Source organism: Streptomyces sp. NPDC041814 (assembly GCF_055590565.1).
Genome location: NZ_JBVJAM010000005.1, coordinates 1 through 12,267, shown reverse-complemented (window position 1 = coordinate 12,267; position 12,267 = coordinate 1). Strand labels below are relative to the sequence as shown.

General features: G+C 73.3%; 11 protein-coding genes. 5 read left to right on the top strand and 6 right to left on the bottom strand.

What is annotated here, in order from left to right:
• Positions 1-61: 61 nt before the first annotated feature.
• The 5 genes from ACZ6C6_RS14845 to zapE all read right to left on the bottom strand — a co-directional run bounded on the left by ACZ6C6_RS14845 (position 62) and on the right by zapE (position 4,990).
• Positions 62-1,705: a CotH kinase family protein gene (locus ACZ6C6_RS14845; RefSeq protein WP_469202747.1), complete on the bottom strand. Its 1,644-nt coding sequence runs from the start codon at positions 1,703-1,705 to the stop codon at positions 62-64.
• A complete protein-coding gene (locus ACZ6C6_RS14840; RefSeq protein WP_469202745.1) occupies positions 1,702-2,379 on the bottom strand; it encodes a DUF4956 domain-containing protein in 678 nt (225 codons plus the stop codon). The genes ACZ6C6_RS14845 and ACZ6C6_RS14840 overlap by 4 nt, the downstream gene beginning before the upstream one ends.
• Positions 2,376-3,191, bottom strand: coding sequence for a VTC domain-containing protein (locus tag ACZ6C6_RS14835; protein WP_469202740.1), 816 nt, complete (start codon positions 3,189-3,191; stop codon positions 2,376-2,378). The genes ACZ6C6_RS14840 and ACZ6C6_RS14835 overlap by 4 nt, the downstream gene beginning before the upstream one ends.
• A 187-nt stretch (positions 3,192-3,378) precedes the next feature.
• The gene (locus ACZ6C6_RS14830; RefSeq protein ID WP_365683240.1) at positions 3,379-3,804 is read right to left on the bottom strand and encodes an OsmC family protein; all 426 of its coding nucleotides are present in this window, start codon (positions 3,802-3,804) and stop codon (positions 3,379-3,381) included.
• 91 nt (positions 3,805-3,895) lie between these two features.
• On the bottom strand, positions 3,896-4,990 hold the full coding sequence (gene zapE / locus ACZ6C6_RS14825) for a cell division protein ZapE (protein WP_469202738.1): 1,095 nt from the start codon (positions 4,988-4,990) through the stop codon (positions 3,896-3,898).
• 37 nt (positions 4,991-5,027) lie between these two features.
• On the opposite strand from zapE, the gene ACZ6C6_RS14820 reads away from it, so the two are divergent.
• From ACZ6C6_RS14820 to msrB, 4 genes are all read left to right on the top strand, one after another.
• Positions 5,028-5,792, top strand: a complete 765-nt coding sequence (locus ACZ6C6_RS14820) for a pyrimidine reductase family protein (protein WP_469202736.1) — start codon at positions 5,028-5,030, stop codon at positions 5,790-5,792.
• A 202-nt stretch (positions 5,793-5,994) separates the two neighbouring features.
• The gene (locus tag ACZ6C6_RS14815) at positions 5,995-6,447 is read left to right on the top strand and encodes an indole-3-glycerol phosphate synthase (protein WP_365683527.1); all 453 of its coding nucleotides are present in this window, start codon (positions 5,995-5,997) and stop codon (positions 6,445-6,447) included.
• Positions 6,448-6,487: 40 nt separating this feature from the next.
• The gene (gene murC, locus ACZ6C6_RS14810; RefSeq protein ID WP_469202734.1) at positions 6,488-7,885 is read left to right on the top strand and encodes a UDP-N-acetylmuramate--L-alanine ligase; all 1,398 of its coding nucleotides are present in this window, start codon (positions 6,488-6,490) and stop codon (positions 7,883-7,885) included.
• A 10-nt stretch (positions 7,886-7,895) separates the two neighbouring features.
• Positions 7,896-8,300: a peptide-methionine (R)-S-oxide reductase MsrB gene (gene msrB, locus ACZ6C6_RS14805; protein WP_469202732.1), complete on the top strand. Its 405-nt coding sequence runs from the start codon at positions 7,896-7,898 to the stop codon at positions 8,298-8,300.
• 52 nt (positions 8,301-8,352) lie between these two features.
• Here msrB and ACZ6C6_RS14800 read toward each other — a convergent pair whose 3' ends face one another.
• Positions 8,353-10,800, bottom strand: a complete 2,448-nt coding sequence (locus tag ACZ6C6_RS14800) for a GTPase-associated protein 1-related protein (RefSeq protein ID WP_469202730.1) — start codon at positions 10,798-10,800, stop codon at positions 8,353-8,355.
• Positions 10,801-11,024: 224 nt separating this feature from the next.
• On the opposite strand from ACZ6C6_RS14800, the gene ACZ6C6_RS14795 reads away from it, so the two are divergent.
• Entirely contained in the window at positions 11,025-11,999 is a 975-nt protein-coding gene (locus tag ACZ6C6_RS14795; protein WP_469202728.1) for a helix-turn-helix domain-containing protein, read from the top strand.
• Positions 12,000-12,267 lie beyond the last annotated feature (268 nt).

Genomic DNA, 12,267 nt, shown 5'->3' with positions numbered 1-12,267 from the left:
CTTGTGCGCGTTCACAGGAACGGCGGCGCGCCCCGGCGGGGGGTCCGGGGCGCGCCGGGGGTCAGCCGGTCACCTCCTTCGCCAGGGCCGCCGTGCGCCGGGTGACCGTCGTGCGCAGGGCGCCGACCGCGCTCTCGACGTCCTTCGCGGCGACCCCGGCGCGGGCGGCCTGCTCCGCGAGGCCGTCCAGGGTCTTCGCGGCCTTGCCGGAGGCGTAGAACTTCTCGTACAGGTCCTGGTACGCCTTCTTGTAGACCGCGTCGAAGGCGTCGAGCTCCAGGAAGCGCTCCTTCAGCGCGTGCCCGGACCGCATGCCGCCGCCTCCGCCGTCCTTGCCCGCGTCACCGTCCGGCGCGCCGGGCATGTCGCCGAAGTCGGGCACCTCCGCGCCCTCGGGCAGCTCCGGCATCCCTTCCGTCGGGCCCTCGGGCATGCCGGCGCCGGGGCCGCCGTTCGTGGCGCCGGTGCCTCCGGGGCGGCCGCCCATGCCGCCGCCCATGCTCATCTCGTCGTCCGGCCCCGCCGTCGCGTCCCCGCTGAAGGTGAGGTTGTAGTCCCAGCCGAGCACCGAGAACTTCTTGCTGTTCAGGTCGTACCCGAGGAGATAGTTCTTTCCCGGGCCCGCCATGTCGTCGAAGTTCATCAGCAGGTTCTGCGTGGCGACGTAATGGGCGAACGAGTCGACGTCGACGTGCTGGTCGAGGTCGGCCGCGAACTCCTTGTCGGAGGACTTCGCGACCCACTCGGCCAGCTTCATCACCGGTTCGAGGTCCTGGCTGCCGACCTTGTTGAGCTGCCGGAACGACGTCTCGTACTTCGAGGGGTCGTCCCCCTGGTAGTCGAACGTGCCGCCCGCCCTGGCCTTGTAGACCACGGACTCGCCCTCGACCGCCTCCGCGTACTCGGTGTCGGGGTTCTCGACCATGAGCCGCACGGCCGTCGGCCGGTCGTTGACCTTGAGGGTGGTGAAGCCGTACCGCTCGGCCGGCTCCCCGGTGCCGTCGATCAGCGAGAGCGCCAGCGCCTCGTTGAAGGGGACCTGGGCGTTGCTCCCCGGACGCAGCGAGATCTCCCGCTCGCCCTGGTAGGCGCGCCCCTCCACGTACTCGTCGGTCTTGATGAGCCAGGGCAGTTCCTCGGGCTTGTCGGCGGACAGGTCGTACTGCGTCATCCCGCCACCGCGCCCACCGGCACCGCCGCCGGGAGCCTGACCGCCACCGGCGGTATCCCCGCCCTGCCCGGCGGGCCGGCCCGCGCCCCCGGCGGGCATCCCGCCGCCGCCCGGCATCCCGCCCCGGTTGCCGCGCAGGGACATCAGGGTCGAGTTGCCCTTCAGCCGGATACCGACGTCCTGGAGGTAGACCCCGTCGATCGTCAGGTCGGCCGGGATGGAGTCCTTCGTGCCGTCCTTCTTGAACTCCTTCATCATCTTGTCGAAGTCGGTCTGCTCGTACTCCAGTCGCACGGAGTGCTTCACCGACGTGTCGTACAGGCCGACCGCGCCCCGCACGTCGTCCGTGATCGTGTCCGCCTCCACCCGCGAGGCGGAGGTGACGTACGGGGAGACCCGGGCGTCGCCGAACGCGTACAGCATCACCGCGAGCCCCGCGCACAGCGCCCCGGCGGGCTTCCAGTGGTGCCGCAGGCGCACGGGTACGCGGTCGCGCAGCCGTCGCCCGCGGGGCGTGCCGTCGACGGTGCTCACAGGTCGGTGGTGTCGTAACCGGTCAGGACCGTCACGCGCTGGCCGGAGGTGCGCTCCTGGAGCGCGGTGACCAGGTCGGCGGGCTCGGTGCCCTTCTTCATCCGGACCGTGTAGAACACCTCGTTCAGGGCCCCGCCCCGGATCGTCTCCGTGGAGACCAGCTCGAACTCGGTCGTGTACCTGATCAGCACGTCACGGATGCCCGGGGTGTAGTCCTCGCCCGCCGGGACCTGGACCTTGACCACCTGGCGCTGCACGTTCAGCGCGAACCAGTCGAACTTGTGCATGATCACGACGACCGCGCAGATCACCACCGCGCCGACCGCGGCCAGCGTGTAGAACCGGGCACCGCAGGCCATGCCGATCGCCATGGCCAGGAAGATGAACCCGACGTCCCGGGTCTCCTTGACCGCGTTCCGGAACCGGACCACGGACAACGCGCCGACCAGGGAGAACGCCCGGGCCAGGTTGGACCCGACGACGAGCATGATCAGGGCGACGATCATGCCGACGATCACCAGGGTCTGGACGTAGGACTGGCTGTACGACACGTTCCGGTGGGTGTACCGGTAGACGTAACCGATGACCGTGCTCAGGACGAAGGACAGCGCCATCGCCGCGACGACGTCGGCGACGCTGAACGTCCCGCTGAGTTCCTGCAGATCGAAATTCACTGTGCTCCTGCTTCGAGTGCCGCGAGATGGAAGACGGACCGGGGCGCCAGCCCGAACGCCTCGATGGACTGGACGTACTTGGAGACCCGGATCAGGCTCAGGTCGCGGCGGGCCGCGAGGTCGGTGATCCAGTGCGGGGTGCGCTCGTTGACCTTGATCTCCATCACCGACATGTGCGGCGGCACGGTGAACCGGTTCTCCGGGTTCTCCTGCCCGAAGTGGAAGTCGCGGTCGCGGCCCCGGATGCGCCGGTCGAAGGTGACCCGGAGCCCGGTGTCGGCGGCGCGCCCGACCAGCGCCTCGCGCTGGTAGCCGGTCATCGCGGTGGGCCTGAGGTTCAGCCGTACGACCAGGTCGAGCACCTCGTGGACGAACGCGCGCTCCTCGGGGGAGTGCGCCACCAGCTCGCGCCCGTCACAGAGTTGGCGAGCCGTCACGTACGGCAGGGTGATGCGCCGCTTCTGCGTGACGCGGTTGACGCGCTGTTTGATCTCGACGCAGACCGGGGAGTCGTCCGTGACCCCGGCCGGGTCGCCGTAGTGCCTGATGCGCAGCTTGCGGCGGAACTTCAGGCCCTCGATCTTCTCCCAGTAGAAGCGCAGCTCGGGGGAGTCGTAGTACAGGCTCCACACCCCGTACCCGCCGACCGGGCTGTTCAGGTCGCGGTCCATCCGCTCGCCGAGTTCGTCGCGCAGTTCGGCGGCCCGTTCGACGGGGAGCAGGTACTTCAGCTCGTACCGGTTGAAGGCGTGCAGCCTGCTCGCCACATGCAGCGGTGGGGGGTCGTCCGTGGCCGTGTCGGGTTGCGACACCGTGCGCCTCCTTCGTTGTCCGTGCCGGACCGGCCGGCCCGCGCCACGGAACCAACGAGGGATGAGGAAGCGATGAGAAACCCGGGTGGATTGAAGGAGGATTCAGGATGGCCGGAAGGTGGACACGGCCGCTGCGAAAACGCCTGTGTCCCCGGGCGGACGGCCCGGGGACACAGTGCGGAGGGGATCAGGCGAGCGAAGCGCTCAGCGTGATCGTGGTGCCCGAAAGCGCCTGGCTGACCGGGCAGTTGGCCTTGGCGTCCTCGGCCGCCTTGACGAAGCCGGCCTCGTCGAGGCCGGGCACGGTGCCCACCACGGTGAGGTGGATGCCGGTGATGCCGGTGCCCGGCTGGAAGGTGACGTCGGCCTTGGTCTCCAGCCGGGCCGGCGGGGTGCCGGCGCCGCTCAGGCCGTGCGAGAGGGCCATCGAGAAGCAGCTGGAGTGGGCCGCGGCGATCAGCTCCTCCGGGCTGGTCTTCCCGTTCGCCTGCTCGGCGCGGGACGGCCAGGAGACCGGGAACTCGCCGACGCCCGAGGAATCGAGGGTGACAAGGCCCTTCCCCTCGGCCAGGTTGCCTTCCCATTCCGTGTGGGCGGTACGCGTGGTAGCCATGCTGGGTCCCTTCAAGCGGTGTACGCGGTGGTGCGGGACGGCGGCGCACATCCTCGTACGCCGTCGGCATTACGTCCTTACGCCCCCGAACCTACTGCGCCACCAGTCCCTTCGCGTCACGCGCCAGGGCCGTGAGCCGGGAGATCGCCCGGAAATACTTCTTCCGGTACCCGCCGTTCAGCATCTCGTCGCTGAACAGCTGGTCGAAGGGCAGCCCGGCCGCGAGGACCGGCACCTCCCGGTCGTACAGCCGGTCGGCGAGGACCACGAGCCGCAGCGCGGTCGACTGGTCGGGCACCGCCCGCACCTCGGTCAGGCACACCGCCCCGACCCCGTCCGTCAGCGCGCCGTACCGGCTCGGGTGGACGCGGGCCAAGTGGTCGAGCAGCGCCGGGAAGTCGTCCAGGCTGGCGCCCGGCGTGGCGTACGCGGCCTTGGTGACCTGCTCGTCCGAGAACGGCGGCGGGGCCTCGGGCAGACCGCGGTGGCGGTAGTCCTCGCCGTCGATGCGCAGCGGGCGGAAGTGCGCGGACAGGCCCTGGATCTCGCGCAGGAAGTCGGCGGCGGCGAACCGGCCCTCGCCGAGCTTGCCGGGCAGCGTGTTGGAGGTCGCGGCCAGCGCGACGCCCTCCTCGACCAGCCGGCTCAGCAGCGAGGACACCAGCACGGTGTCGCCCGGGTCGTCCAGCTCGAATTCGTCGATGCACAGCAGCCGGTGCCCGCTCAGCGTCCGCACGGTCTGCTGGAAGCCCAGCGCGCCCACCAGGTTCGTCAGCTCCACGAAGGTGCCGAAAGCCTTCAGCGAGGGCGCGGCCGGGGTGGCGTGCCAGAGCGAGGCGAGCAGATGGGTCTTGCCGACGCCGTACCCGCCGTCGAGATACACCCCGCGCGGGCCCGAGGGCGCGGCCGCCGCTTTCCGGCCGAACCACTTGCGCTTGCCCGCGCCCGTGGCGTGCGCCCCGCCGAGCCCCGCGGCGAAGTCGCTGAGCACCCGGACGGCCTCGGTCTGGCTCGGCTGGTTCGGGTCGGGTACGTACGTATCGAAGCGCACCGAGTCGAAGCGCGGCGGCGGCACCATCTCGGCGACCAGGCGGTCGGCGGGGACGTGCGGCTCGCGGGCGCACAGGGACAGCGGGGCCGCTTCGGCTATGGGGCTGGACCCCGGCACGGCGTGGGAGGACGACACAACCGTCAAGCTTACGACCCGTGCCAGACTGCCTGACATGCGACGCCTGTTCCCTGTGACCGACCTGACAGCGGCCGACACCTCCGGTGAATGGAGCCTGGACCGCCTCGCCGACGTCTACGCCTACCCGGCCGTGGGCGGCCCCTGGCTGCGCGCCAACATGGTGTCGACGCTGGACGGGGCCGCCCAGCACGACGGCCGCTCGCAGCCGATCTCGTGCGAGAGCGACATGCGGATCTTCGGCACCCTGCGGGGCTTGGCCGATGTGGTGATCGCGGGTGCCGAGACCGTACGCCAGGAGGGTTACCGGCCGGCCAGGGCGCGGGACGCCTTCGCGGCGCGCCGGGCGGCGGCCGGGCAGACGCCCGCCCCGGCCGTCGCCGTGGTCAGCGGCAGCCTGGACCTGGACTTCTCGCTCCCGCTCTTCGTGTCGCCGCTGGTCCCGACGCTGGTGCTGACCGGGGCGGGCGCGCCCCCGGACCGGATCGCGACGGCCCGGAAGGCGGGTGCCGAGGTGGTGATCGCGGGGGAGGGCTCGCGCGTGGACCCCGCGCGCGCCGTGCGGGAGCTGGCCGACCGGGGGCACCGGCGGCTGCTGACGGAGGGCGGGCCCCGGCTGCTCGGCCAGTTCGTGGCGGAGGGGGTGCTGGACGAGCTGTGCCTGACCCTCGCGCCGATGCTCACGGCCGGGGACGCCCAGCGGATCGCGGGCGGGCCTGCCGTCGCCGTGCCGAAACGATTCGCCCTGGCCTCGCTGCTGGAGGAGGACGGCTTCCTCTTCAGCCGCTACCGCCGGCCCTGAGGCCCCGCCGTCCTCGTACGCCCCAGGGCTCTCCTCGTACCTCCCCGTGCGGTGGCAATGAGCGGAATATCATGTTCCGGTTAGCGTTCCGTGGGCAGAATGGATCTCGCAGACCCCGTGCGAGCGCGGGGAAGGATGGTTTCGGCAGCGGCCCGCGACGGCCGCTGAAGAGAAGGGCTCTGTGGTGTTCACCAGCGTTTTGATGATCGAGAAGGCCCTCACCTCCGGGGACATCGAATTCGTCACCACCCTGCACGGGGAGGAGCGCATCTCCTTCGTCGTCCTCATGCAGCCGCGCGGCGACCAGGCGGACGTCCTGCTGCGGGCCATCGACGACCTGGCGATGGGCGAACTGAAGGAAGCGGCCCGCGAGAGCGAGGAACCCGAGGGCCGGAGCGCCAGGGAGTCGGCCGAGCTCGCCCTCCAGGTCTCCCTGGAAGCCCTGCGCCAGGCGGGCTCCGAAGCCGTCGGACAGGTGATCGAGAGCCACCCCCTGGACAAGCTCACCTCGGTGGTCGAGGAGTCCGAGGCCGACGAGGTCATCGTGCTGACCGCGCCCCACTACGTCGAGGAGTTCTTCCACCGCGACTGGGCGTCCCGCGCCCGGCACAAGGTCGGCGTCCCGGTGCTCAAGCTCTTCGCGCACAGCGAATAGGCTGGGATCCCTTACCCGTACGCACCTGGGAGAGACACGTATGGCACCCGGCATCCCCGCCGCCATGGAACGACCGCACTTCATCGGCATCGGCGGCGCCGGAATGTCGGGCATCGCCAAGATCCTCGCCCAGCGCGGCGCGAAGGTCGCGGGCAGCGACGCCAAGGAGTCCCCGACGGCCGAGGCGCTGCGTGCCCTGGGGGCGACCGTCCACATCGGGCACGCCGCCGGGCACCTGGCCGACGACGCCAGCTGCGTCGTCGTCTCCAGCGCCATCCGCGCCGACAATCCGGAGCTGGTGCGCGCCGGGGAGCTGTCCGTCCCCGTCGTGCACCGCTCCGACGCCCTGGCCTCGCTGATGGGCGGGCTGCGCTCCATCGCGGTCGCCGGCACCCACGGCAAGACCACCACCACCTCGATGCTGGCCGTCGCCCTGAGCGAGCTGGACCTCGACCCCTCGTACGCCATCGGCGGCGACCTGGCCGGCCCCGGCACCAACGCCGCGCACGGCGAGGGCGACATCTTCGTCGCCGAGGCGGACGAGAGCGACCGCAGCTTCCAGAAGTACGACCCCGACGTCGCGATCGTCCTCAACGTCGAGCTGGACCACCACGCGAACTACGCGTCGATGGACGAGATCTACGAGTCCTTCGAGACCTTCGCCGGGAAGATCGTCCCCGAGGGCACGCTCGTCGTCTCCGCCGACCAGTCCGGCGCCGTCGAGCTGACCCGCCGGGTCCGCGCGGCCCTGCCCGCGCTCACCGTCGTCACCTACGGCGAGTCCGGGTCCGCCGACGTGCGCGTCCACAAGATCACCCCGCGCGGCCTGACCAGCGAGGTCACGGTGGTCCTGGGCGGGAAGTTCCTCACCTTCACCGTGTCCGTGCCCGGTCGCCACTACGCGCTCAACGCGGTCGCCGCCCTCGCCGCCGGCATCGCCCTTGGCATCCCCGCCCACAACCTCGCCTCGGCCCTCGGCAAGTACACCGGGGTCAAGCGCCGCCTCCAGCTCAAGGGCGAGGCGGCCGGCGTCCAGGTCATCGACAGCTACGCCCACCACCCCACCGAGATGACCGCCGACCTGGAGGCCATGCGCGGCGCGGCGTCCGACGCCCGGCTCCTCGTCGTCTTCCAGCCGCACCTGTTCTCCCGCACCCAGGAGCTCGGTACGGAGATGGGCCAGGCCCTCGCCCTCGCCGACGCCTCCGTGGTGCTGGACATCTACCCGGCCCGCGAGGACCCGGTCCCCGGCGTCACCAGCGCCCTGATCATCGACGCGGCCACCGCCGCCGGCGCCGACGTCACCGCGGTCCACGACAAGGACCGGGTCCCCGAGGTCGTCGCGGGAATGGCGAAGCCCGGGGACCTCGTTCTCACCATGGGAGCGGGCGACGTCACCGACCTCGGCCCGCGGATCCTGGACCACCTGTCGAGCTGAAGGAGCCACCGTGACGTACGACGTCGAGAAGCCGGACGAACAGTGGCGGGAGGAACTCACCGCCGCCGAGTACGCGGTGCTGCGCAAGGCCGGCACCGAGCCCGCGTTCGTCGGTGAGTACACGGACACCAAGACCGAGGGCGTCTACTCCTGCCGGGCCTGCGGCGCGGAGCTGTTCCGCTCCGACACCAAGTTCGAGTCGCACTGCGGCTGGCCGTCCTTCTACGACCCGAAGGACACCGACGCGGTCGAGCTGGTCCAGGACCGGAGCCACGGCATGGTCCGCACCGAGGTCCGCTGCGCCCGCTGCGGCTCCCACCTGGGCCATGTCTTCGAGGGCGAGGGCTACCCGACCCCCACGGACCAGCGCTACTGCATCAACTCGATCTCGCTGCGGCTGACGCCCGACGCCTGATCCTCGGGCGTTGCGGGGCCCGGGCCGCCGGGCCCCGGCCCCGCAACGCTCCTCAGGCCCGCCGCACCCGCCCCGCGATGCGGCGGCCCAGGCGGCCCAGCGTGCCGCGCTCGCGGCGGTTCCAGTCGCGGAAGGCGTCCGCCCGGCCGCTGCTGCCCGAGCGGCCGACCGCGTCCTCGACGGCCGCGACCCGGTCGGCGGGCAGCCCCCGCACCACGGGCCGCAGCACCTCGTCGAGGAGCCCGGCAGCGGCCTCGGTCCACGTGGCGCCGGCGTGCGGGTGGGCCGTCCACACGGTGAAGCAGTCGGCCGCGTAGGCGGGGTCGGCGGCCAGCCGGGCCCGGACGCCGTCACCGCGCGCGGCCCGGGCGTAGGCGGCGATCAGGTCCGTGTCCCCGCTCTGCACGAGGGCGTACAACTCCTCGTCGGGCCGCTCCGGCGCCAGCAGGCGCCCGGCCACCGCGTCGCACGCCTGCCCGAGCACGCCCGGCTCCACCGGCTCCGCCTCCGCACGCAGCGCCCGCACCCGTTCGGCCCAGTCCGGCTCCGCCGCCCCCGAGCGCACCTCGCGGGCGAAAGCGAGCAGCTGGAGCGCCGCGCGCACCCGGCCCCCGGTCTCCTGCGGGAAGCCGCGCAGCAGGTCGTGGGCCAGCTCCGGGGCCGCCCCGTCGTCGGCACCGGCCGCGAGCGCGGCGGCCACCAGGACTGACCAGGTGCCGGCCGCCCGGTGCGCGTCCGAGGTCGCCGCCTCCAGCAGCTGACGGGCCTCGGCCGCCGTCGGTGCCCCCTCGTCCCACACCAGTCCCACCGCCGTCCGCAGCACCAGCGGCTCCGCGAACGGGGAGACCCCGCCGGCCCGCAGGACCCGCTGGAGCGTCGCGACCCGGTCGTCGCCGCAGCCGGCCCTGGCCTCCGGCGCCCCGGCGCACATCCGCAGATGCGGCAGCGCCTGCGTGCCGGTGAACGGCAGCGGCACCCGGCTCAGCAGCCGCGCGACCCCGGCCGGATGGTCCGGCGCGATCCGGTCGAGGGCGCCGAGGAGGGCCGTACGTACGTCGAACTGCTCGTCCATCAGCTCAAGGAGCGCGGGCGCCCAGCCCGGCGCTCCCTCCTCGCCGCCCGTCAGCAGCGCGGGTGCGAGGCGGCCGACCACGGAGGGCAGCAGCTCGGCGCAGTCCACCCCGAGCAGCCGGGCCACCCGCAGCAGCTGCACCGTGCGCGCCACGTCCAGGCCGACGCCCGCGCCGCTCAGCTCGGTCACGATCTCCGGCCCGAGCACCCCGGCCACGGCCGCGCCCTCCGGGCCGCTGAAGGCGGTGCGGCCGGGCAGCTCCAGCGAGCCGTTGCCGCCGCGTACCGCCTCCGTCACCAGCATCGCGGCGAGCGGGGCGGTGGTCGTCGCGGGCGAGCGGCCGTCGAGCGCCGCGAACAGCCGCCCGGCGGCGTCGAATTCGGGTCCGGAGCGGTCGTCGGTGCCGGGCGCGGTCAGCGCCTCGACCAGCCGCTGGGTCCGGGCCCCGTCCAGGGCGTACGGCCGCTCGGCGGCCCAGTCGGCGGCCGCCGCGCGCTCCTCGGTGCCGAGCGGTATCCCGGCGCACAGGGCCGTCACCGCCAGCGGCCCCGCCGCGAACGGCTCCCCGGGCAGCGCGGCCGCCTCCCGGAACAGCTCCGGCGCCCGGCCGCGCCAGATCCGGGCCGCCGTCTCGGCCCAGGTGTCGCCTACGGGTCCCTCCGGCCGCGGACCGGCGCACAGATGCACGCGCAGCCCGGGGTCCGTCAGTTCCTCGGCGTCCTCGGGCAGCACCCCCACCACCCGCCCGGCCGCCTCGCGGGGGCGGCGGGTGTACGTGGTGAAGGTCAGGTGCTCGGCGAGCCCGTCCGGCAGGGCGAGCCCGGCCAGCGCGATCCAGCGGGCGACGTCCGCGCTCTGCCGTTCGGCCAGGACGACCCGCTCCGGACCGTCGGGTCCGTGCAGGCGGCGCAGGTCGGACAGCACCCCGGCGAGCCAGAGGCCGCGTGAGACCGCGAAGTCGTTCAGCGCCTCGCGCTCGCGGGCCTCGTGGCCGGCCGGGGCGGGCAGCGCGGCGAGCGGATCGGGCAGCGGGCGGTCCGGGGTGGCGGCGGCCCAGCGGGCGGACCGGCAGGCGGTGAGCGGCAGGGTCCCCGCGGGGAGCCGGGTGCCGGGGGGCAGGTGGACCGCGTGGGCGTGGAAGCGTACGCCGGAGGTCCGGGGGGAGCGCACCGGCACGGTCCGGGCGAGCAGCCCGCTGCCGTCGGAGAGCAGGCTGAAGCTGTACGCCTCGGGCAGGGCGCGCAGAGCGGTGTCCGTGAGCCGGTCCGGTGTACCGCGCGGCGCCTCGTACGCCAGCAGCGGTCCCGCCTCGGTCAGCACGGACGCGGGTATCGAGGCGTCGACGGACGTGAACCGGGCGGCGGCCGGCCCGTCCTCGCCGGTACCGTCCCCGTCCGCGGAGGTGTAGTGCAACTGCGCGAGGCTCATGCGTCGGCTCTCTTCGTCCCTGCCTGAAGATCCCCTGCCACCCGCACCCGCCCTCGCGGTGGCAGCGCCGTCCCGGCAGAGAGCGGCGACCCCGGCGGGGAGTGCTCCGCAGTCGCTGGGGCGACGCTATCAAGGAGCGAAGGCGGCCGGGCGGCCGAACCGTGGCCGATTCGGCACGGTGGGGGTGCGGTGCGTTGGTTACCGTGGCGCTCCTGGGGGGGAGCATGCTGCATACACTCTTCGACCGCGACGACTTGACGCCCCGTGAGCGGCTGGCCGCGCTGAACGACATGTTCCTCACCAGTGAGCACGCCATGGGCGTCCTCAGCGGTGAGGGGGACGGTTTCACCGCGTCGGTGCGGGGCATCGGCCTCGGTGCGGTGGACGTCGTCCAGCTGACGATGTCACCGGGGCGGGTGGTGCGTTCCGCGAAGATGGTGCGGCAGAGCGATCCGGAGCTGGTCTGCGTCGTGCTGGCCGCCTCCGGGCGGACCGTGCTCCGCCAGGCCGGACGGGAAGCTGTCCTGGAGACGAACGGCCTGGCCCTCTACGACAGTTCCCGCCCCTTCGAGATCGGCGTCGGCGCCCCGGGCGGCGAACCCGCGAGGCTGATCCGGGCCCACATCCCGCGTGCCCTGCTCGGGCCCTCCCCGGACCTCGTGGAGCCGCTGCTCGCCCGGCCGCTGCCGGAGGGCGGCTTCGCCGGCATGTTCGTCCACCTGATGAGCGGTCTGGCCGACGACTCGCGCGCGTACCGCCCGAGCGACCGGGGCCGCCTCGCGGAGATCGCCGGCGACCTGCTCACCGCACTCGTGGACCATCACGCGGAGGCGGAGCCGGTGCCCGGGGACGACTCCCGCAAGGGGGCCCTGCTGCTGAGCATCGAGGCGTTCGTCCAGCGGCACCTGAACGACCCGGACCTGTCCCCGCGTACGATCGCCGGCGCCCACCACCTCTCGGTGGGACACCTCCACCGGCTGTTCAGCGCGCGCGGCACGACGCTCGGCGCGTGGATCCGGGGGATGCGGCTGAAGCGGGCCGGCCGGGACCTGCGCGACCCGGCGCTGCGCGAGGTGACCGTGCATCAGATCGCCGTGCGCTGGGGCTTCCGCGACCACTCCACCTTCACCCGCAGCTTCCGTACGGCCTACGGCATGTCGCCCCGCGACTACCGGCACGCATCGTCAAATCAGTGGTGACCGTAGGTCAAGGACGGGGCGGGCCGCGGGAGCGAAGCTGTGGTTGCCGGGCCACCGGTGCCACGGGGGCACCGGTGGCCCGGGAGCGAGCAACCGGATGGTTCCCGGTCGGGGGGGGGGGCCCCCCCCGCCCCGGGGGGCGCCGCCCCCCCCCCCCCCCCCCCGGGGGGGGGGGGGGCCCCCCCGGGGGGGGGGGGGGGGCCCCCCCCGGGGGCCCCCCCCCCCCCCGGGGCCCCCCCCAAAACCCCCCCCCCGGCGGGGGGGGCCC